Origin of the sequence: Serratia rubidaea (genome assembly GCF_016026735.1) — a bacterium.
In the GTDB taxonomy this organism is placed as follows: Bacteria; Pseudomonadota; Gammaproteobacteria; order Enterobacterales; family Enterobacteriaceae; genus Serratia_B; species Serratia_B rubidaea.
In genome coordinates this window covers 2,340,304-2,360,985 of sequence record NZ_CP065640.1, presented here as the reverse complement: position 1 = coordinate 2,360,985, position 20,682 = coordinate 2,340,304, and the positions used below count along the sequence as shown (strand labels likewise).

Sequence of the window (20,682 nt, the reverse complement as noted above, 5' to 3'; positions counted from 1 at the left end):
CATGCGTAGCGACACAACACAACTCAGACGCGGACTCAACGCGCGACATATCCGATTTATGGCGCTGGGCTCGGCGATCGGCACCGGCCTGTTTTACGGCTCCGCCGGCGCCATTCAACTGGCCGGCCCGGCGGTACTGCTGGCCTATCTGGTGGGCGGCGCGGCGGTGTTTATGGTAATGCGCGCGCTGGGAGAGATGGCGGTGCACCAGCCGGTTTCCGGCTCGTTCGGCCATTACGCCAGCCGTTACCTCGGCCCGCTGGCCGGCTTTCTCACCGGCTGGACCTATACCTTTGAAATGGTGATCGTCGCGCTGGCCGACGTCACCGCCTTCGGCATCTATATGGGGCTGTGGTTCCCGGACGTCGCCCAGTGGGTCTGGGTGCTGAGTATCATCCTCTTTATCGGCGCGCTGAATATGTGCAGCGTAAAAGTATTCGGCGAAATGGAATTCTGGCTGTCGCTGATCAAAGTGGCGGCGATCGTCGCCATGATTATCGGCGGCGCGGCGGTGATGATGTTTGGCTTCGGCCAGGCCCAGCAGGCCACCGGCCTCAGCAATTTATGGCAGCACGGCGGCTTTATGCCTAACGGCTTCGGCGGCGTGGTGGCCTCGCTGGCGGTGGTGATGTTCGCCTTCGGCGGCATTGAAATTATCGGCATCACCGCCAGCGAAGCGAAGGATCCCGCCAAGGTGCTGCCGAAGGCGATTAACGCCGTCCCGCTGCGCATCCTGCTGTTTTACGTGCTGACGCTGATGGTGCTGATGGCGATCTATCCGTGGAACAGCATCGGCCAGAACGGCAGCCCGTTTGTCGAGATCTTCAGCAGCCTGGGCATTGAATCGGCCGCCAACCTGCTGAACGTGGTGGTGATTACCGCCGCTATTTCCGCTATCAACAGCGATATCTTCGGCGCCGGACGCATGATGTACGGCATGGCGCAGGAGGGCCAGGCGCCGAAGAGCTTCACCAAACTGACCGGCAACGGCGTGCCCTGGATGACGGTGCTGGTGATGGCGATCGCCCTGCTGGTCGGCGTGGTGCTCAACTACCTGATCCCGAAACAGATCTTTATGATCATCGCCTCCATCGCCACCTTCGCTACCGTGTGGGTGTGGCTGATGATCCTGCTGTCGCAGATCGTGATGCGCCGCACCATCAGCAAAGAGGAAGCCGCCGCGCTGAGCTTCCCGGTGCCGTGGTGGCCGGTCGCGCCGGCGCTGGCGACGGCGTTTATGGTGTTTGTCATCGGCCTGCTCGGTTACTTTGAGGAGAGCCGCATCGCGCTGTATGTCGGGCTGGCCTGGGTGGCACTGCTCACGCTGGCGTACTGGCTGTGGGTACGCAAAAAAGGCGGGGGTTCACCCGTCGCGACCTTCTCCCAGAATATGTAGTCATCAGGCCCGCCGTTCCCGGGCCTTTATTCGTTACCCTCTACACAACGGGGAAATACTGCTATGCAAACAACAACATCGGGGTTGGTGAAAACACTGCGGCTACCGCTTATCACACTTGGACTGGCACTGGCCAGCGGCAGCGCCAACGCCGCCGGCTGGTGCGAAACCGGTAAACCGGTCAAGTTCGCCGGTCTGAACTGGGAAAGCGGCATGCTCCTGACCGACATCATGCAATACGTACTGCAAAAAGGTTACGACTGTAAAACCGACACCCTGCCGGGCAACTCGATCACGATGGAGCAGGCGGTCAGCACGGATGATATTCAGGTGTTTGCCGAAGAGTGGATTGGCCGCAGCGAGGTCTGGAAAAAGGCCGAAGCGGCCGGCAAGGTGGTCAGCGTCGGCGCCCCCATCGTCGGCGCTGAAGAAGGCTGGTACGTTCCGCGCTATGTGATCGCGGGCGATGCCAAGCGCGGTATCAAACCGGCGGCGCCGAACCTGAAAAGCATTGCGGATTTGACCCAATACGCCTCACTGTTCCGCGATCAGGAGGAACCCGATAAGGGTCGTTTCTATAACTGCCCCGCCGGCTGGACCTGCGAACTGGACAACACCGCCATCCTGAAAAAATTCAAGCTGGACGACAAGTTCACCAATTTCCGCCCCGGCACCGGCCCGGCGCTGGATACGGCAATTTTATCCGGCTACCGCCGCGGCGAACCCATTCTGTTCTACTACTGGTCGCCAACGCCGATGATGGGCCAGCTCGATCTGGTCAAACTGGAGGAGCCAGGCGCGGATAAGCAAATTCACATCAAAGTCGGCCTGTCTCAGGTCTTCAATCAGCAAGCGCCGGAACTGGTTACGGTGTTGAGCAAGGTAAACCTGCCGCTGGATCTGTTGAATCAGAATCTGGCGCTGATGAAACAAAAGCGCATCAGCTCAGAAAAACTGGCGCAGGCGTTCTTCAAACAGCATCCGGAAATTTGGCAAAAGTGGGTAAGCGACGACGCCGCGAAGAAAATTCAGGCGTCCTTGTAACACAGTCAAACCGATAACCATCGGGGCCATCCGGCCCCGCGCTCAGACAGGGGCTAACCATGTTTCCAGAACGCTTTACCTTCTCGATTGCCGATTGGATCAACGGCTGGGTTGAAACCCTGGTCAACAATTACGGCGATACCTTCCGCGCTATTTCCGACAACCTGCTGTGGGTCGTCATCCAATTGGAGAGCCTGCTACGCATGACGCCCTGGTGGCTGATGCTGGCGATCGTCGGCTTGCTGAGCTGGCATGCCACGCGCCGCTGGCTGCCGACGGCGGTCATGGTCGGCCTGACGCTGCTGGTCGGCGCCGCCGGCCTGTGGGATAAATTAATGCTGACGCTGGCGCTGGTGTTGGTCGCCACGCTGCTTGCCGTCATGATCGGCATTCCGCTGGGTATTCTGGCCGCCCGCAGCAACCGCGTGCGGGCCGTGATGATGCCGTTGATGGACGTGATGCAAACCATGCCCAGCTTTGTCTACCTGATCCCGGTGCTGATGCTGTTCGGGCTGGGTAAAGTCCCCGCGATTCTCGCCACGGTGATCTACGCCACGCCGCCGCTGATCCGCCTGACGGATTTAGGCATTCGTCAGGTCGATGCCGAAGTGATGGAGTCCGCCACCGCGTTCGGCGCCAACCGCTGGCAAAAACTCTTCGGCGTACAGCTGCCGCTGGCGATGCCAAGCATTATGGCCGGCATCAATCAGACCACGATGATGTCGCTGTCGATGGTGGTGGTGGCCTCCATGATCGGCGCCCGCGGGCTGGGGGAAGACGTGCTGGTCGGCATTCAGACGTTAAACGTCGGCATGGGGCTGGAAGCCGGGTTGGCCATAGTGATTCTCGCGGTAGTGATTGACCGTATAACTCAGGCCTATGGCCGCTCAGCCGTGGTTGCGGGGTAATGATGATGAACAAAATCGATATCAAAAACGTCTACAAGATCTTCGGCCATAAGACCGCAGCGGCGCTGGCGCTGAGCCGGCAGGGGAAAACCAAGCAGGAAGTGCAGGCGGAAACCGGCTGCGTGATCGGCGTGCACGATCTCTCCCTGTCGATCAAGGCCGGCGAGATATTCGTCATCATGGGACTATCCGGTTCTGGAAAATCCACTCTGGTGCGCCATATCAACCGGCTGATCGAACCCACCAGCGGAGAAATCCTGATCGATGGTGAAGACATTCTGCGTTACGACGAAAAACAGCTCGAGCATTTTCGTCGTCATCAAATCAGCATGGTCTTTCAGAGTTTCGGCCTGCTGCCGCATAAAACGGTGCTGGAAAACGTCAGCTATGGCCTGAAAATCCGCGGCGGCAAAAAAGAGGCCTATCAGGATCGCGCCCGCCACTGGATTGATACCGTCGGGTTAGCGGGATACGAGAAGTCCTATCCGCATCAGCTGTCCGGCGGTATGCGTCAGCGCGTCGGTCTGGCGCGCGCCTTGGCAACCGATACCGATATTATCCTGCTGGATGAGGCCTTCAGCGCGCTCGACCCGCTGATTCGCGCCGAAATGCAGGATCAGCTGCTGGCCCTGCAAAAAGATCTGCACAAGACGCTGGTCTTTATCACCCACGATCTGGACGAGGCGGTGCGCATCGGCAACCGCATCGCCATCCTGAAAGACGGCCGCCTGATCCAGGTCGGCACGCCACAGGAAATCCTGAGTAAGCCGGCGGACGAATACGTCAATCGTTTCGTCCAGCGCCGGCTGGCCCTGGATGAAAATATGCACAAACCCCGTCCGCATATCATGGCCAGCGCCTGAGGATACCGCCATGCATGATATTTCCGTTGTGGAGATCGGCAGCCAGCCCGTACGCTGGCAGGATGTCGTCGCCGTCGCCCGCGATGGCGCACGGCTGGCCCTCTCCGGAAGCGCCTGGCGGCGGATCGAAAACGCCCAGGCCATCGTGACGCATATCGTCGCCGGTGAACAGCGCGCCTACGGCGTCAACACCGGGCTTGGCGCCTTATGTAATCAGGCGCTGCACGGCGAACAGCTGGCGCAGCTGTCGCGCAACACGCTGATGAGCCATGCCTGCGGCGTCGGCGAACCGCTCAGCGTGCCGCAGACGCGGGCGATTATCTGCTGCGCCATCGTCAACTACAGCCACGGCAAGTCGGGGATTCAACGTCACGTCGTGGAGACGCTGCTGGCGTTGCTTAACCGGGGCATTACGCCGCAGGTGCCTTCACAAGGCTCCGTCGGCTACCTGACGCATATGGCGCATGTCGGCGTAAGCTTACTGGGCATGGGACAGGTCAGCTACCGCGGGCAGCTCGTCTCCGCCGCCCAGGCATTCGCCGCCGAAGGGCTCGAGCCGCCGTCGCTCGGCGCCAAAGACGGACTGTGCCTGGTGAACGGCACGCCATGTATGACCGGTCTGGCCTGCCTGGCGCTCGCCGATGCCTGGCGGCTGGCGCGCTGGGCCGACGTGCTGGGCGCCATGAGCTTCGAGGCGCTGCGCGGACAGATCGCCGCCTTCGACGCCGAGATCCTGGCGCTCAAAGCTCACCCCGGCATGCAACAGGTCGGCGGCAACCTGCGCGCATTGCTGGCGAACAGTGAGCTGATTGCCGCCAGCGAAGGCATCCGCACGCAAGACGCACTAAGCCTGCGCGCCATACCGCAGGTCCACGGCGCCTGCCGCGATCAGCTGGCGCACGCCACGCAACAGATTGAATGTGAACTGAACGGCGCGACCGATAACCCGCTGCTGCTCGGCACGCCGGAATGCTACCGCGTCGTATCGCAGGCCAACCCCCACGGCGAGTCCGTGGCGATGGCCGCCGATCTGCTGGCCATCGCCATCGCCGAACTGGGCGGTATTGCGGAACGGCGCATCGACAGGCTGGTCAATCCGCTGGTCAGCGGCCTGCCGGCATTCTTAGTCAGCGAACCCGGCGTCAATTCCGGCATGATGATCGCGCAATACGTCGCCGCCTCGCTCTGTGCGCAGAACCGCCAGCTGGCCCAGCCCTGCAGCGTGGATAATTACGTCACCTCGGCACTGCAGGAGGATCATCTCAGCCTTGGCACCAGCGCCGCGTTACGTGTGCATCAGATGCTGGCGAACTGCCAGCAGGTTCTGGCCATTGAATACCTGCTGGCGGCCCAGGCGTTCGAATTCCTAACCCCTTGCCGCTTCGGCGACGGGACGGATCGCGCCTGGCGCTATCTGCGGCAAAGCATCGCCCCGTATCACCAGGACCGCTGGCTCGCGCCGGATATCGCCCTCAGCGCGGCGTTAATCGCTGATGAACGCGCGCTGGCCGAGATTGCTCCCACCTTAACCTGACGCACAAGGCCCGCCGGTTACCGCGTGGGCCTGTTACTTTCACCTGCCGGCCCGCCTTATTGCACCAGCGCCTGCTCGATATCCGCCAGCAGATCGTCGGCGTCTTCCAGCCCGGCGGAAAGCCGAATCAGCCCGTCGCTGATATGGTGGCGCTGCCGCTCCTCCTCGCTATAGGACGAATGCGTCATGCTGGCCGGGTGCTGCGCCAGCGTTTCACAGTCCCCCAGGCTGACCGCCCGCAGGATCAGCTGCAGCGCATTGAGGAAGCGAATGCCCGCCGCCATGCCGCCCTTCAGCTCAAAGGCGATCATACCGCCCGGCCGCGCCATCTGCCGCTGCGCCAGCGCATGCTGGCGGAAGGCGGGCAGGCCCGGGTAATACACCTGCTCAACCGCCGGATGCTGCGCCAGCATTTCCGCAATGCGCTGGGCGGTGTCGCAGTGACGCTCCATCCGCAGCGGCAGGGTTTTCAGCCCGCGCAGCAGCAGCGCCGCATCCTGCGCCGACAGCACCGCGCCGTTCATATCCTTCAGGCCAATCAGGCGGATATCCTGCGCCAGCTCGGCGCGGGTCACCACCACCCCGGCCAGCAGATCGCCGTGCCCGCCCAGGTATTTGGTCGCCGAGTGCAGCACGATATCCGCCCCCAGCGCCAGCGGCCGCTGCAGATAAGGCGTACAGTAGGTGTTATCCACCAGCAGCAGCGCCGCATGGCGGTGGGTAATTTCCGCCACCGCCGCGATATCCACCAGCCGCATATTGGGGTTGGCCGGCGTTTCACAGTACACCAGCCTGGTGCTCGGCCCGATCGCCGCCGCCAGCGCCTCCGGCTGCGTCATATCGACGTGGGTCACCTTGACGCCAAAGCGCTCCAGCCCGTGATGGAAGTAGCTGAAGGTGCAGCCATACAGCGTCTCATCCACAATCAGTTCATCACCCGGGCCGAGCAGGGTCCAGCAGCAGGCGGTCACCGCCCCCATGCCGGACGAAAACGCCACCGCCGCTTCGCCGCCCTCCAGATTGGCGATGCGCTGCTCCAACAGGTTAAGCGTCGGGTTGGCGATGCGCGAATAGAAATAGCCGGGCTCGGTGCCGGCAAAGCAGGCGCCGCCGTATTCCGCCGAGGGAAAGGTGAAGGTGGAGCTCATAAACACCGGCGGGCAAAGTGCGCCATGGTACTGTTGCGGATCGTAACCATAATGGATGGCCCGCGTGGCGAAAGCCTGTTTGCTTGCTGACGACATAGTGACTCCTCGATATGGATAAGAACGATTATTCCGGTGTGACGTCCGCCGGTAGGTGCGCGGCGCGCAGGCGCCCGCCGATAATATTCAGCGTGCGCAGCACCAGCATCAGCCCGAGCAGCGTTTCCGGCTGACGCAGCAACGCATACAGCCCACGCAGGGTAGCCGGCTGTTCATTCTGCTGCAGTTCGCTATAGGCCATTTTCAGCGCCATTCCCCCTTCCCAGCCGGCGCTGGTCAGGTCGTCAAACAGCGCGGCCAGCTTGTCGACCAGCGCGTTATCGGCAATGTCGACCAAATCCGAGGTGAGCGAGAGCGCATCGACCACGTTATCCAGCCGGCCGCTCGCCAACAGCGGAGAGAGTTTTTCCATCAGCGCCGCCAGCGCCTCAGTCTGCGTATTTTCCATGCTCAGCTCCGTTATATCAGGCCGCGCACCGCGGCCCAGTACAGACCGCGGTTCACGCCGTTGCGTAACATCCCGCCCAGCTTGGTAGCCGGGGTCGGCACGACGTCGTGACGATAGTCATACACCAGCGGCATACCGCTGCTCAGGCCGAACTGCGCCACCGCCTGCACCTTGCCGTCGTAATGGCGCACCGGATGACCCAGCTGCATCTCCGCCACGATATTGTCGGCGATCACCGGCGCCTGATTGTGGCAGGAGCCGCCCGCCTTGCTGATGGGCAGGTCAACCGTATCGCCGATCACATATACCCCCTGCTGGTCATAGACCTGCAGCGTCTGCGGGTCGGTCGGCAGCCAGCCTTCGCCGTTGGCGATATCGCTCAGGCCGGTGTTGCGCACCATTTCCACCGCGCGAATCGGCGGCGTCGCCATCAATATGTCGAACGGCTGTTCTTCGCCCTCGGCGGAATAGGCGATACGCCGCTCGGCGTCCACCTGATCCAGCGTAAAGCCGCGCTGATGTTTGATGCCGCGTGCGGCAAAAATTTCCGGCAGCGCTTCACCGGTAGGACGCTGTAAAAACAGGCAGTTACGCAACAGCTGGGAAATGGTCGGGTAGGTATAAACGATCTCTATCTGCTTACGCACGCCGCGCTGGCGCAGGTACTCATCCAGCATCAGGGTGGTTTCAATCGGCGCGATGCCGCACTGGTGCGGAACGTTGGGGGTTTGCGGGAAGGAGACGGTAATAAAGATGCGCCCTTTTTCAATCGTCGCCAGTTTATCCGCCAGCCGGCGCGCCGCCTGATACTGATAAAAGTGGTCGCCCGCCTCGGCCAGGCCGGGAATTTTTTCCGTCCAGGGCAGACAGCCGGTAGCAAATACCAGGAAGTCATAATCATAATTATTGCCGCTGGCGGTGAATAGCCGACGCTGTTTAAAATCAACGCCCTCCGCCTTATCGACCACAAACTTAATTTCCGGACGTAACAGACTTTGCTGCGCACGCATTAACTCATGTTTAAAAAACGCGTTAAATGCGACATACATAAACGCCGGCTTGTAATAATGCGCCGCGGTTTGCGAGATCATTAATAACTCAACTTTATTATTAATAATTTCGCGATGCAGCTTGTGCGCCAGGATATTAGCCAGCATGGTGCCGCCGGTGCCGCCGCCGACAATTACGATTCTTTTCCGCATGATATCTCCGTTCCCCATGGCTCCAAGCCGGTGAGAGTGATGTGGAGTATCCCTACGGAATATAAGTCTAGTAATAAAAGGTTATAATACCAGCCCAAAAAGAATAAATAATTAACGCTATGGTTATTAACGATAAATATTCAGGCAGGTCGCTAAAAAAAATAAATGATACGCTAGTAATAAATAACCGGGATAGAGTTTCACTGTGGACAGACGTAAAAAAACCCGCCGCGGCGGGTTTTTATTATTTACGGCAGGACGCGAATCAATTCTGGCCTTTAACTTCTTTCAGACCGTTGAACGGCGCACGCTCGCCCAGCGCTTCTTCGATACGAATCAGCTGATTGTACTTGGCAACGCGGTCAGAACGGCTCATGGAACCGGTTTTGATCTGGCCTGCTGCGGTACCTACCGCCAGGTCGGCGATGGTAGCGTCTTCGGTTTCACCGGAGCGGTGAGAGATAACCGCGGTGTAGCCGGCATCTTTCGCCATTTTGATCGCCGCCAGAGTTTCGGTCAGAGAACCGATCTGGTTGAACTTGATCAGGATGGAGTTGGCGATGCCTTTTTCGATGCCTTCTTTCAGGATCTTGGTGTTGGTCACGAACAGGTCGTCGCCAACCAGCTGGATTTTGTCGCCCAGAACTTTGGTCTGGTAAGCGAAGCCGTCCCAGTCAGACTCGTCCAGGCCATCTTCGATGGAGACGATCGGATACTGTTTGGTCAGCTCTTCCAGGAAGTGGGTGAACTCTTCAGAGGTGAAGGCTTTGTTGCCTTCGCCGGCCAGCACGTACTTGCCGTCTTTGTAGAATTCGGACGCCGCGCAGTCCATCGCCAGGGTGATGTCTTTACCCAGCTCGTAGCCCGCTGCTTTTACCGCTTCAGCGATAACCGCCAGCGCTTCGGCGTTGGAGCCCAGGTTTGGCGCGTAGCCGCCTTCGTCGCCCACTGCGGTGTTCATGCCTTTGGACTTCAGCACTTTCGCCAGGTGGTGGAACACTTCAGAACCCATGCGCACCGCTTCTTTCAGGGTCTTCGCGCCAACCGGCTGAATCATGAATTCCTGAATGTCGACGTTGTTGTCAGCGTGCTCGCCGCCGTTGATGATGTTCATCATTGGCAGAGGCATGGAGAATTTGCCTGGGGTACCGTTCAGTTCAGCAATGTGCTCGAACAGCGGCATGCCTTTGGAGGCCGCGGCAGCTTTGGCAGCCGCCAGGGAAACCGCCAGAATGGCGTTGGCGCCGAACTTGGATTTGTTCTCGGTGCCGTCCAGCTCGATCATGATCTTATCGATGTTAGCCTGGTCTTTGGCATCTTTGCCCACCACGGCTTCAGCGATTGGACCGTTTACCGCGGCAACGGCTTTCAGTACGCCTTTACCCAGGAAACGAGACTTGTCACCGTCACGCAGTTCCAGCGCTTCACGGGAACCGGTAGAAGCACCTGACGGCGCAGCAGCCAGACCAACGAAACCGCCTTCCAGGTGAACTTCGGCTTCTACAGTTGGGTTACCGCGTGAGTCGATGATTTCACGGCCGATGACTTTAACGATTTTGGACATAGTAGGTTTTCCTCAAGTCACAAGTTAACTAAAACTCCAGACAAACAACGCGCGGTTCTCACCGCGCGTTGCCGCTAAAAACGTTTACTTCTCCTGACGCTTCTGCTGGTCAGCCGCCGCCTTCACAAAACCGGCGAACAGCGGATGCCCATCACGCGGCGTCGAAGTGAATTCCGGGTGGAACTGACAAGCGACGAACCACGGATGGTCCGGCAGCTCGATAATTTCAACCAACTTGTTGTCCGCAGAGCGACCGGCTACGCGCAGCCCGGCGGCTTCAATCTGCTTCAACAGCATATTGTTAACTTCATAACGGTGACGGTGACGCTCAACGATGGTCGGCTCGCCGTACAGCTGACGCACCAGGCTGTCATCGCTCAGATGACACTGCTGGCCGCCGACACGCATGGTGCCGCCCAGATCGCTCTCCTCGCTGCGCACTTCGACGTTGCCTTCTTCGTCGCGCCATTCGGTGATCAGCGCCACCACCGGGTACTTACAGTCTGGCTCAAATTCGGTGGAGTTGGCGTTTTCCATCCCGGCAACGTTACGGGCAAACTCCATCAGCGCCACCTGCATACCCAGGCAAATGCCCAGATAAGGGATGTTGTTCTCGCGCGCATAGCGGGCGGTCATCACTTTGCCTTCCACGCCGCGGTAGCCGAAGCCGCCAGGGATAAGGATAGCATCCAGCCCCTTCAGCAGTTCCACGCCGCGCGTCTCAACGTCCTGTGAATCAATCAGCTTGATGTTCACGGTCACGCGGTTTTTCAGGCCGCCGTGCTTGAGCGCCTCAATCACGGACTTATAGGCATCCGGCAGTTCAATATACTTGCCGACCATACCGATAGTCACTTCGCCGCCCGGATTGGCTTCTTCGTAAATCACCTGCTCCCATTCGGCCAGGTTGGCTTCCGGCGCGTTGAGGCTGAATCGTTTACAAATATAATCATCAAGCCCTTGAGATTTCAATAGGCCCGGGATTTTATAAATGGAATCAACGTCTTTCAGGGAGATTACCGCTTTTTCCGGCACGTTGCAGAACAATGCAATCTTCGCCCGCTCATTGGCAGGAACGGCGCGGTCGGAACGGCAGATCAGCACATCCGGCTGAATACCGATGGAAAGCAGCTCTTTAACGGAATGCTGGGTCGGTTTGGTTTTCACTTCACCGGCGGCGGCCATGTACGGCACCAGCGTCAGGTGCATGTACAGCGTGTGCTCACGGCCCACTTCCACCGCCATCTGACGGATAGCTTCGAGGAACGGCAGCGATTCGATATCGCCGACGGTGCCGCCGATTTCCACCAGCACCACATCGTGGCCTTCGCCGCCTTCGATGATACGCTCTTTGATCGCGTTGGTGATGTGAGGAATAACCTGTACGGTCGCGCCCAGATAGTCGCCGCGGCGTTCTTTACGCAGCACGTCGGAGTAGATGCGGCCGGTGGTGAAGTTGTTGCGGCGCGTCATTTTGGTGCGGATGAAGCGCTCGTAGTGACCCAAGTCCAGGTCGGTTTCTGCGCCGTCTTCGGTGACGAAAACTTCCCCATGCTGAATCGGGCTCATGGTGCCCGGATCCACGTTGATGTACGGGTCCAGTTTCATGATGGTAACGTTGAGGCCACGGGCTTCAAGAATAGCCGCCAGAGAGGCTGCGGCAATGCCTTTACCCAGAGAGGATACGACCCCGCCGGTCACAAAAATATAATTAGTTGTCATGCTGAACCTGAGAGTTTAGGTTTAAAGACGATGGAAGAACCAAGACGGGAAAGTAGTATACCCGAACCTGTCTTGACCTACAAACGATCGTTTTACTCTCCATCATCTCTGTCATCCCCGCGCGTTCCTCAGGTTTTGGCCGGTTACGGCTGTCTGGTCAGGCTTGTAAAACAAAGGGTTAGCGATAGAAACCGTCGATTAACAGCGCATTGAGCCGCTAAAACGCCTTAGATTTCAGTTTGTTGGCTTTTTAACGCCCGTTGTTTCCGCCTGTCCGCAACTGACGGCAAGCTTAACCGTTTCAGCTTGGGTAAACCTTGTCAGCGATCAACATTGCGGCCGCGGTTCGGTTTTCCTGGTTCACCCAAGCATTCAGATGAAGATTAAAAATTCTATCCGCAGACTTGATCATTTCAGGGCGATGAGCAACAAAAATACGGGTTATTGACAATCGCCCGATGGCACGGGTGATCCTTTTCTCATTATCAATATCAAGATCGCTGGTGGCTTCATCAAGCAGCAACACGCCAGGTTGCCTGTACAGCGCTCTGGCGATAGAAATGCGCTGTCGCTGTCCCCCCGAAAGTGTACTACCGATATCGCCGATCATCGAATCATACCCCTGCGGGAATGCGCCTATCTCTTCGTCAATGGAGGCGTGACCGGCGCACTCCACCATCAGCTCCACGTCCGGAGACGTGGTAAAGCCGGTGATATTCTGCCGTATGGTGCCGGCCAAGAGTTTGTCATCCTGCATGACAAAAGCGACATGTTCGCGGATGGCTGTTTTCCCTATGCCGGACATCGCCGCGCCATTAATAAAAACATCCCCTTCGCTGGCTTCATACAGTCCTGCCAACACATGGAGAAACGTTGACTTGCCACATCCGGATGGCCCGACAATGGCGATATTTTCTCCTGGCATGACTTCAAGATTGATCCCTTCAAAGATATTGCGCTCAGTTTCGGAGTGGCGGAATGCCAGGTTGCGGATCACGATATGCCCATTCAGCGGCGGCGGCGCGCGTTCCCCCTCATCACGTTCCACAGGCGAAACAGCCACATCGGTCAGACGCTGGCTATGCATGGATACCAGGCAAAAATCGGCAACGGCATTGACTAACTTCACGGTCCGGGTAATCACCATATCGGCATAAAGCATCACAGCTAACAAAACGCCGGTCGTGATGCCCTTATCAAATCCGATAGCCCCGACGCCAAGCACATACATCCCGGAAAAACCCACAAGCAGCACGGCCGCCGTATTGGTCAGCAGATCGAGTTTGAACAGTTGATTCCCAGCTTGAGTGCTGTTGACCACATGGTTGACCCATTCACGACGCCGCACCGGCGTCAGGTTCAACATTTTAATCGCGCCGATCGCTCTGACCGTCTCAAGAAAGTGAGAGGATTGCACCGCTTCAAAGGCGATATGTTCAATTTTACGATTGCGATATGTCGAAAATAACCCCGCCTTCAAGGCGGCATAGGCAGCGGCGGCAACAAGGGGGCCAAGAGCCAGCACGGGTGAATAGGTAAAAATGATCGCCATTGAAATGACTATCACGATGGCGTCAAGGAGAGAAGCAACCATGTCGGCCGTAAAGGCTTCCTGGATGGCAGTCAACGACTGGAAGCGTGACGCGATATCACCAGTATGGCGTTTCTCAAAAAATGACAGCGTGAGCCTGATAAGTCGATTAAAGAACATTTCTGCCCATTTTACGCCGAGCGTATAGCGGAGGTTCATCAAAATCCAGGCTCGCACCACCGCAAAGGCGGACTTAATCAGCAACGCGGCAATGACCACAAGGCCGACAAAAAATATCCCTTCGCGATCGGATGAACGCACCAGCGTATCAATAGTAAATTGTGACGCCGCGGGCACGGCAATAGACAGTAGTTCCACCAACAGCGAAAGCATGAGAACGCCGGTAAAAATGCGTCTCAACCCCCGTACGCCACGGAAAAGATCGGCTACGGTAACATTCATTTCCAGGGGTTGTTTGTCGAATGTCTCCGCAGGCCACGCCTCCACCAAAATGCCGGTAAATTTATCCGACAGTTCCCGCAATGAGATGCTGCGTCGTCCAATGGCGGGATCAAGGATCACTGCCCCTCGGCGCGTCACTTTCACCAACACCACGAAATGATTGAATGACCAGTGAAGAATGGCCGGACGGCTAAGAGAACGCAGTTCATCAAGCTCGACTCGCGAAGCACGGGCCGTCATCCCCATCCGTTCAAACGCCGTGATAAGATCCCGCAACGTCATCCCGTGGCTGCCTGCGCCGTGAAAAGTGCGCGCTGAGGCAAGATCGATGCGTTTACCAAAATAACCGGCCATCATGGCCACGCAGGCCAAGCCACATTCGTTGGTTTCCGACTGCAGGACCAGCGGTGTTTTCTGCCAGGAAAAAAACATGTGTCAACTCTCAAGTACGATGCGGCTAATTGTTTGTTTTAATGGTAAAAATAGCCATTGCCAGATGCGACGGCGCGTCGTCAATATATCCGCCTCAACGTCCACCCCCGCAGGCAGTGCCTGCGTGTCTGCATCGGGCGCTATCAGCACGCGAAAACGTCGATGATTTCCCGTCAGGGCCTCCGGACTCGCGCTGATGGCGGCAACCGTACCGGGCACTTTCCCAAACCACTCCCACGGCAATGACGCGACGCGCATGGAGACATGCTGACCTGTCTTCACCTCCTGCAGTGCAGAGGGCGGGATCCACATTTCAACCAACGGCCGCGCATTTTCCGGCACCAGCACGGCGGCAATGGCACCGGCCGTCACTCTCTGGCCTGCCATGATGCTCATTGAGGCGACGACGCCATCAAGCGGAGCAATAACGCGTGACTCCACCACGGCCGACGCACTAATCACCTGTTGTTGCAGCGTAACTTCCTGCTGCTGAATCTCTGTCAGCGCCTGCTTTTCCTGAGCTTCCGAGCGGGCCAATTCATCCACCAACTGCAGCCGTTCGCCCTGCACGCGTGCGATGTTGATGTGATGCATATTCAGTTGTGCAACGGAATCATGATATTCATTCTCCCGCTCAATTTTCTCTTGCACGGTCGCAACGCCTTTCTGGAACAGCTGTTGATAAAATCCCAAGCGTTTTTTCAAACCGCCGACGCGCTCTGATTCTGCTGCGGCTGCCGCTCGAATAGCCGCCATTTCCCGTTCTTTGGCGCTGACCTTTTCACGCAAGCGCCGGCGCTCTTCTTCTCCCTCGTTACGTCGTTCTTCGCCCCGCTTTTGCAACTCCACAAGCTGACGCTGCGACGTATCTTGCAACGCCTGATTCATTCCGCCCCCGGCGTAGGTAACATCGCGTGAAAACGTCGCAATGACGTCACCCTTTTTCACCTTTTCCCCCTGACGTACTTCGATACGGCCGATAATTCCCTCATGACTAAACACCGCCTCCGCAGCCGAGGGCGTATAGATCACTCGCCCACTCACGGGGACTCTTTTGGTATAGGTGGTAAATAGCAGGAGGGTGGCTAACAGCAAAACGCCGGCGGCGCTCCATAACGCAATCGGCAACGCCGAGGGCGCTGACACGGTGAAATCACCCAGCCAGGCGTTTTTTTTATGCTGCAACGCCTCCTGGCGAAAGAGAGAGTTTTCGTTGTCCATCGCACTAACGGCTGATATAAAGCAGGCGTCCAGGCATATCGATGATCACCTGATGCCCCCGCATAAATTTCATCCCCAACAGGCCGTCAAAATCCAATTCCTGAGGCGTTTCGCCAGAGGTAACGACGGCCAGGTCATCACGTGTTTTACCTTCACGATCCGTAACCGCTATTTTGGTCACCCGGCAGTCCAGGTTGGATGCTTCAGGTTCAATGTCGCGACACCCAGAGAAAAGCAGCCCTGACGGCAAGCGGTCAGAAAACAGGAGAGAATGGCTGGCGGCAGTATCGACAATTAAATGTAAAGGCGCATCGCCCGCAGATGCGGTAACACGTAATCCAGATGCACTTGGCTCCACAGGATAGGATGACCACTTTTTGATGTCAGCAGGCAAATCCGCCAATATTTGCAGCCGATCGTTTTTAAAATCCATAAGAACCCGACGTTGGCGAAAAAGTCCCAATCCCATAACTTCATTTACCGGGACATCGCCGCCGATGCTCAACCCCCACGGTTTAAAACTGACCGTTTCAACATTGTCAAAAGGAATATTGGAAACAAATAACCGGCTAATATTCCATGCCGAAACTTTATTTTCACCACCAGCAACATCCATCAGCCGGCGAGGCGTTTTTTCAGTCGCACTCAGACTCGGATTAGCCAGCAACTTGTCAAGTTCGTGTTGATAAAGATGCATCCCCTCCCCGCTGCCGGTATCCAGCATTAAGGTATGAAGACGCTTGTCAATCCAAACATCAATTAACGGCAAGCCACGTTCGTCATACCGCACCCGCCCAAAATCAGCGGGAGGGTTTGCCATGCAAATGCCGGAAAACAGGAATGCCCCCAAGAATAGTCGCCTGATCACGAATTAACCTCTAAGTTTTTCATGATAATGTCCTCCTCCACCCCTGACGCAATCAAATGCGAAGCCGCACGACTCATGATCTTTCTGATCGACGGGCAGTACACGCTTTCACGATTAAAATCATCTCCGGAGGAGTAGCGCTGAATATGGCGCCCACCACCGCAGACTTTTTGCCAGACGCAATCGACGCAAACGCTAGGCAGCTGATTATTTATAGCCACATATTTATTCACCTGCCATGAAGAGAGTGTTTCTGACAGCATTAAATGCCGGACATTTCCAATAGGTGTAAATATCGCGTCGTTCGTCGTTCTTAACGTATCATCCACATAAAGGTCGCCATCGGAGCTGACCGTGAAAGCGAAAGCGTCGCTACCGGCTTTACTTACCCCCATGACCGGGTTGAATTCTGAACTCAACATGGATTGCATGTGCGTATGGAAGTAGCGCACATATACGTCTTTATCCGCATCCCCAAAAAACTCATCCAGCGCTGAACAATAAAAGTCCGACAAACCTTCCGGATCGGTGCATGTATCATGACTTTCATCCGGAATGAGGAAATCAAACTTTTTGCATTTCAACACATCGACAAAATGACGATAGATTTCAGCCCCTTTGACCGATGGATTGGCAACGCACAGGATACCCGGCTCATCGTTTAATCTGCCTTCCCGCCAGGCCTCCTGCAGCATTTTCAAGCCTCTTACCGTACCTTCATAGGTGCTGCGGCCTTTTCTATCCAGTCGGTGTCTGTCGTTAATGTGCTTGGGCCCATCAATAGAAATACCAACACTGACATTATATTTAGAGAAAATATTAACCCACTCATTATCAATAAGAATAGCATTTGTCTGACAAGCAAGGTTAAGTCTGGCGCCGTTATAATCACCGGACATCAGCTCTTGGCATGCGCGATCAAACCTCGCCTTTCCCATCATGAGTGGCTCGCCGCCATGAAAGTCAACCTGAACGGTTTCTATTTCATATTCCTGACAGGCGCGTTCGAAGAACCCTCTTAGGTTAATAATGATATCATGATGAATAATTGGCTTTGAATTTATTGCCAAGTCATTTCCCATGTTGAATACATAGCAATACGTGCAGTTAATGTTGCATCGTTCACTAACCTTTAAAATTATTTCAAGATGCTTTATTTTTTTCTTACTCGCCATCGCCTGTACCACTGTTCAACAAAGAAAGATATGCAGGGTGGTCACCCACCCTGCACCAGGATCAATTAGAAGCTCTTAGACCAGCGCGCAAAGGCGTTGACCCAACCGCCAGAAACGCTATCCAGCATAGATTGAGTCAGGGCTTTCCGTGCCTCTTTTTTATCAGCAGCAACGGTTACCACAGCTTTGTTCATGATAATTTCTTTAGCTAACTTAGACATTTCATCATCCTTTTTATATGCACACCGGAATTGATGCGCCCGCAAACCTTTGCAGAAGCAGGGTTAAAAATAAAGAGTGAAAAACAAAAAGTGTTATGCAGGATAAATTTCCAATTATTATTTTTATAACCTAAAGACTATTTTAAAAAACTAAGCTATACATCCATGTCAAAATAAAACCAGAGAAGCAAGAAAATATGTCAGAATAAAGTTTAAATTTTATTTTCTGACACTTAAATTTAGATTCACAGACAATCAATAATATTAAGCATTGGAGGCGTATGAACGGTCAACGTATTGGCTACATTCGGATGAGTCACTTTGAGCGCAATCCGGAACAGCAATGGGAACAACTGGTGGTAGATAAAGTGTTTACAGATAACGCGTCAAACAAAGACGTCCAGCGCCCGGCACTGGATACGCTGTTCTCGACGGTATGCAACGGCGACACCGTCGTGGTTCCCAGTATGGATAGGCTGGCGCGCAACTTGACCGACCTGCAGCGCCAGGTGCGCAGACTGGTCGATAAGGGCGTGTGTATTGAGTTCGTGAAAGAGCGTTTAACTTTTAGCAATAACGGTTCATCAATGGCAAATCTGATGCTGGCCATGATGGGGGCATTTGCCGAATTCGAACGTGCTTTAAGGCGTGAACGTCAACGAGAAGGCATCGAGTCGGCCAGAATGCGCGGAGCTTATCGCGGTAGGAAAAAATCACTGTCTGCGGAACAACAGGCTGAATTACAACTGCGCGTTACCAACGGTGAGAGTAAAGCGCAGCTTGCCCGTGAGTTTGGCATCAGCAGAGAAACGTTATACCAATACCTGAAAAGATGCGGTTAACCCCCTTCGCCCACGGACACCCTAAACAGAAAGGCAGCGGTGAGTGAAAAAAACACGTTCATCGACGTTCTCATCCGCTCAGATTTCAGTTTTTTTCACCTGCTGCCAGGCCTCTTCCATCTGTTCCAGCGTCGCGTCGCTCATCGTCAGCCCCTGGCGGGCGATGATGCTCTCCACCTGACGGAAGCGCCGTTCGAACTTGCGGTTGGCGACCTGCAGCGCGTTTTCCGCCTTGTGGCCCAGGTGGCGCGACAAATTGACCGTGGCGAACAGCAGGTCGCCGATTTCCTCTTCCAGCTTTTGCTGGTCCACCACCGCCTGCTGCGCTTCGTGCATCACTTCGTCAATCTCTTCATGCACCTTGTCGAGCACCGGCCCCAGCGTATGCCAGTCAAAGCCCACCGCGGCGCAGCGCTTCTGGATTTTGTGCGCCTTCATCAGCGCCGGCAGCGCGTTGGGGATATCGTCCAGCGCCGAGTGCAGCGCCTTTTCCGCCCGCTCGCCGGCCTTCAGCTGCTCCCAGCGCGCCGCAATCGTCGCATTGTCCGCCGCGTCGGCATCGCCGAAGATGTGCGGGTGGCGCCGCTCCAGTTTGTCGCTGATGGCGCTGCACACGTCGTCAAAATCAAACAGCCCCTGCTCCTGCCCCATCTGGGCGTAGAACACCACCTGAAACAGCAGATCGCCCAGCTCGTCGCGCAGGTCGGCATAGTCCTGGCGCTCGATCGCATCCAGCACTTCATAGGTTTCTTCCAGCGTATACGGCGCGATGGTGGCAAAGGTCTGCTTGCGGTCCCACGGGCAGCCCGCCTGCGGGTCACGCAGCGTTTTCATAATATTCAGCAGACGCTGCAGCGGAGTGGATGAGGTCATGGCAAAATCTCGGCAAAAAAACGGACGCCCATTATGGCGCTACCGTATACTTCACATTCAACAAGTTACGGAAAGCAAAAACGTAACCACATAATATTCATACATTTTTTAATGCAGTATGAAAAACAAAGTGTCACACAAACTACCTACCATGACATTTGAGGATGGGCAGTAGAGGGCATCAATCTTTCTTAGGGGTAAACCTGTCGATCACGATAAGCAACAGGACACCAACAACAACAATCCCCAACGGGGCTATAATTTTCATGTTGCCGGGTTCCTCGTAGAAGTACGCAAAACTAAGAAGTGCAGCGCCCCCCATCACAGAGCCCACCAGACCGAAAAGCAAACGCATGAGGAAAATCATATATTCATCCTCTAAAATCTAGATTTTGTACAGAATTCTGCAACTGAGCCGGATTGTTTTGATACGTCTGGATGAGCTTAGTAATTTTGCCGATCGGCTTTTCAAACATAAAGTAAAGCATATCAAAGTCTTTGATGTAGAGCTTGCGATACAGGGCGGGGTTAGTCAACGCCAGTTCACGGGATGCATTAGCTGCATTAGCTAACAATCCTTGGGTCAGTATCAAACCTACCCCAGCGGTAAGGGTTGTACGGATCGTGAGCTTGAAAAATGCACTCATCATCACCCCCTCACAAAGCTGCTGCGCAAGGTAGGTAACGATTAAGTTTTGCATAACCCAACTGCTTTCCGCTTCCGTCTGCTTTTGCGTCACTGCACTATGCAGCCATTTCAGAACCGGCTCCGGAACCTTATCAATAACATCATTTAATATGATCTTGGCAATGTCGTATATCTGATTGCGGTTCTTCACAATCTTAATCATACCACGGGCAAAACGGGCATCTTCCGCCAGATTACGGCGCTGATAGTAGCTACGCCCATCACTCAGGTTTAGATCCTGCAATGTGCGCTCTAACCCTAAATATGCATCACGCGGAATGCTTGCAATACCTAACGCAATGGCTTTCCCTGCATCCATAACATCCATTTATAACTATCCCTATCAGTAAGTTTCCCTGATGTTAATGTCCAGAAGGTGACATATCAATAAGAGCTATCTGGCAGGAAGGCTATTTGTGCGAGGTGTAAACTTTTGAGGGTGAAAGGTGGGGAAAACATATGTCACACAGGCACTCTTTTAGC

19 protein-coding genes are annotated in these 20,682 nt (G+C 55.6%); 6 read left to right on the top strand and 13 right to left on the bottom strand.

From position 1 onward, the window contains the following. The first annotated feature begins 1 nt into the window (after position 1). From I6G83_RS10855 to I6G83_RS10835, 5 genes are all read left to right on the top strand, one after another. A complete protein-coding gene (locus I6G83_RS10855) occupies positions 2–1,396 on the top strand; it encodes an amino acid permease (protein WP_054305150.1) in 1,395 nt (464 codons plus the stop codon). Positions 1,397–1,459: 63 nt separating this feature from the next. Continuing rightward, positions 1,460–2,440, top strand: coding sequence for an ABC transporter substrate-binding protein (locus I6G83_RS10850; protein WP_054305149.1), 981 nt, complete (start codon positions 1,460–1,462; stop codon positions 2,438–2,440). Positions 2,441–2,499: 59 nt separating this feature from the next. Then, positions 2,500–3,348 (top strand): ABC transporter permease, encoded by an 849-nt coding sequence (locus I6G83_RS10845; protein ID WP_054305148.1) that lies wholly within the window; start codon positions 2,500–2,502, stop codon positions 3,346–3,348. Then, positions 3,348–4,211 carry a quaternary amine ABC transporter ATP-binding protein gene (locus I6G83_RS10840; protein ID WP_054305147.1) on the top strand — a complete coding sequence of 288 codons (864 nt, stop codon included), beginning with the start codon at positions 3,348–3,350 and terminating at the stop codon, positions 4,209–4,211. Before I6G83_RS10845 ends, I6G83_RS10840 begins: the two co-directional genes overlap by 1 nt. Before the next feature lie 10 nt (positions 4,212–4,221). Continuing rightward, positions 4,222–5,745, top strand: a complete 1,524-nt coding sequence (locus I6G83_RS10835; RefSeq protein ID WP_054305146.1) for an HAL/PAL/TAL family ammonia-lyase — start codon at positions 4,222–4,224, stop codon at positions 5,743–5,745. A 56-nt stretch (positions 5,746–5,801) separates the two neighbouring features. On the opposite strand, the gene I6G83_RS10830 is transcribed toward I6G83_RS10835, so the two are convergent. The 10 genes from I6G83_RS10830 to xyeA form a co-directional block, all read right to left on the bottom strand. Beyond that, positions 5,802–6,989, bottom strand: a complete 1,188-nt coding sequence (locus I6G83_RS10830; RefSeq protein WP_054305145.1) for a methionine gamma-lyase — start codon at positions 6,987–6,989, stop codon at positions 5,802–5,804. Positions 6,990–7,017: 28 nt separating this feature from the next. Next, the gene (locus I6G83_RS10825) at positions 7,018–7,398 is read right to left on the bottom strand and encodes a hypothetical protein (RefSeq protein WP_054305144.1); all 381 of its coding nucleotides are present in this window, start codon (positions 7,396–7,398) and stop codon (positions 7,018–7,020) included. Positions 7,399–7,409: 11 nt separating this feature from the next. After that, on the bottom strand, positions 7,410–8,600 hold the full coding sequence (locus tag I6G83_RS10820; RefSeq protein ID WP_054305143.1) for an NAD(P)/FAD-dependent oxidoreductase: 1,191 nt from the start codon (positions 8,598–8,600) through the stop codon (positions 7,410–7,412). A 265-nt stretch (positions 8,601–8,865) separates the two neighbouring features. Then, complete coding sequence (gene eno, locus I6G83_RS10815) at positions 8,866–10,164, bottom strand: phosphopyruvate hydratase (RefSeq protein WP_015670958.1); 1,299 nt, start codon at positions 10,162–10,164, stop codon at positions 8,866–8,868. A gap of 84 nt (positions 10,165–10,248) precedes the next feature. Further along, the gene (gene pyrG, locus I6G83_RS10810; RefSeq protein ID WP_054305142.1) at positions 10,249–11,886 is read right to left on the bottom strand and encodes a glutamine hydrolyzing CTP synthase; all 1,638 of its coding nucleotides are present in this window, start codon (positions 11,884–11,886) and stop codon (positions 10,249–10,251) included. A gap of 301 nt (positions 11,887–12,187) precedes the next feature. Then, complete coding sequence (locus tag I6G83_RS10805; protein WP_072186069.1) at positions 12,188–14,311, bottom strand: peptidase domain-containing ABC transporter; 2,124 nt, start codon at positions 14,309–14,311, stop codon at positions 12,188–12,190. Between the two features lie 3 nt (positions 14,312–14,314). Beyond that, complete coding sequence (locus I6G83_RS10800; protein WP_054305141.1) at positions 14,315–15,532, bottom strand: HlyD family secretion protein; 1,218 nt, start codon at positions 15,530–15,532, stop codon at positions 14,315–14,317. 4 nt (positions 15,533–15,536) lie between these two features. Next, positions 15,537–16,352 (bottom strand): hypothetical protein, encoded by an 816-nt coding sequence (locus I6G83_RS10795; protein WP_232238957.1) that lies wholly within the window; start codon positions 16,350–16,352, stop codon positions 15,537–15,539. Between the two features lie 44 nt (positions 16,353–16,396). Next, entirely contained in the window at positions 16,397–17,575 is a 1,179-nt protein-coding gene (xyeB, locus tag I6G83_RS10790; RefSeq protein WP_054305139.1) for a cyclophane-forming radical SAM/SPASM peptide maturase XyeB, read from the bottom strand. Positions 17,576–17,640: 65 nt separating this feature from the next. Then, entirely contained in the window at positions 17,641–17,796 is a 156-nt protein-coding gene (xyeA, locus tag I6G83_RS10785; protein ID WP_072186068.1) for a XyeA family cyclophane-containing RiPP triceptide, read from the bottom strand. 281 nt (positions 17,797–18,077) lie between these two features. Here xyeA and I6G83_RS10780 point away from each other — a divergent pair, with 281 nt between their 5' ends. Beyond that, positions 18,078–18,638, top strand: coding sequence for a recombinase family protein (locus I6G83_RS10780; protein WP_054305138.1), 561 nt, complete (start codon positions 18,078–18,080; stop codon positions 18,636–18,638). Between the two features lie 78 nt (positions 18,639–18,716). On the opposite strand, the gene mazG is transcribed toward I6G83_RS10780, so the two are convergent. The 3 genes from mazG to I6G83_RS10765 all read right to left on the bottom strand — a co-directional run bounded on the left by mazG (position 18,717) and on the right by I6G83_RS10765 (position 20,527). Beyond that, a complete protein-coding gene (gene mazG, locus I6G83_RS10775; protein WP_054305137.1) occupies positions 18,717–19,511 on the bottom strand; it encodes a nucleoside triphosphate pyrophosphohydrolase in 795 nt (264 codons plus the stop codon). Between the two features lie 181 nt (positions 19,512–19,692). Beyond that, positions 19,693–19,878, bottom strand: a complete 186-nt coding sequence (locus I6G83_RS10770) for a hypothetical protein (protein WP_054305136.1) — start codon at positions 19,876–19,878, stop codon at positions 19,693–19,695. Between the two features lie 4 nt (positions 19,879–19,882). Then, the gene (locus tag I6G83_RS10765) at positions 19,883–20,527 is read right to left on the bottom strand and encodes a hypothetical protein (protein WP_054305135.1); all 645 of its coding nucleotides are present in this window, start codon (positions 20,525–20,527) and stop codon (positions 19,883–19,885) included. Between the last annotated feature and the right edge of the window lie 155 nt (positions 20,528–20,682).

Bases quoted from the DNA above. Each gene is read 5' to 3' on its own strand.
- I6G83_RS10855 (WP_054305150.1), top strand. From the start codon at position 2: ATGCGTAGCGACACAACACAACTCAGACGCGGACTCAACGCGCGACAT.
- I6G83_RS10850 (WP_054305149.1), top strand. From the start codon at position 1,460: ATGCAAACAACAACATCGGGGTTGGTGAAAACACTGCGGCTACCGCTT.
- I6G83_RS10845 (WP_054305148.1), top strand. From the start codon at position 2,500: ATGTTTCCAGAACGCTTTACCTTCTCGATTGCCGATTGGATCAACGGC.
- I6G83_RS10840 (WP_054305147.1), top strand. From the start codon at position 3,348: ATGATGATGAACAAAATCGATATCAAAAACGTCTACAAGATCTTCGGC.
- I6G83_RS10835 (WP_054305146.1), top strand. From the start codon at position 4,222: ATGCATGATATTTCCGTTGTGGAGATCGGCAGCCAGCCCGTACGCTGG.
- I6G83_RS10830 (WP_054305145.1), bottom strand. From the start codon at position 6,989: ATGTCGTCAGCAAGCAAACAGGCTTTCGCCACGCGGGCCATCCATTAT.
- I6G83_RS10825 (WP_054305144.1), bottom strand. From the start codon at position 7,398: ATGGAAAATACGCAGACTGAGGCGCTGGCGGCGCTGATGGAAAAACTC.
- I6G83_RS10820 (WP_054305143.1), bottom strand. From the start codon at position 8,600: ATGCGGAAAAGAATCGTAATTGTCGGCGGCGGCACCGGCGGCACCATG.
- eno (WP_015670958.1), bottom strand. From the start codon at position 10,164: ATGTCCAAAATCGTTAAAGTCATCGGCCGTGAAATCATCGACTCACGC.
- pyrG (WP_054305142.1), bottom strand. From the start codon at position 11,886: ATGACAACTAATTATATTTTTGTGACCGGCGGGGTCGTATCCTCTCTG.
- I6G83_RS10805 (WP_072186069.1), bottom strand. From the start codon at position 14,311: ATGTTTTTTTCCTGGCAGAAAACACCGCTGGTCCTGCAGTCGGAAACC.
- I6G83_RS10800 (WP_054305141.1), bottom strand. From the start codon at position 15,532: ATGGACAACGAAAACTCTCTCTTTCGCCAGGAGGCGTTGCAGCATAAA.
- I6G83_RS10795 (WP_232238957.1), bottom strand. From the start codon at position 16,352: ATGGCAAACCCTCCCGCTGATTTTGGGCGGGTGCGGTATGACGAACGT.
- xyeB (WP_054305139.1), bottom strand. From the start codon at position 17,575: ATGGCGAGTAAGAAAAAAATAAAGCATCTTGAAATAATTTTAAAGGTT.
- xyeA (WP_072186068.1), bottom strand. From the start codon at position 17,796: ATGTCTAAGTTAGCTAAAGAAATTATCATGAACAAAGCTGTGGTAACC.
- I6G83_RS10780 (WP_054305138.1), top strand. From the start codon at position 18,078: ATGAACGGTCAACGTATTGGCTACATTCGGATGAGTCACTTTGAGCGC.
- mazG (WP_054305137.1), bottom strand. From the start codon at position 19,511: ATGACCTCATCCACTCCGCTGCAGCGTCTGCTGAATATTATGAAAACG.
- I6G83_RS10770 (WP_054305136.1), bottom strand. From the start codon at position 19,878: ATGATTTTCCTCATGCGTTTGCTTTTCGGTCTGGTGGGCTCTGTGATG.
- I6G83_RS10765 (WP_054305135.1), bottom strand. From the start codon at position 20,527: ATGGATGTTATGGATGCAGGGAAAGCCATTGCGTTAGGTATTGCAAGC.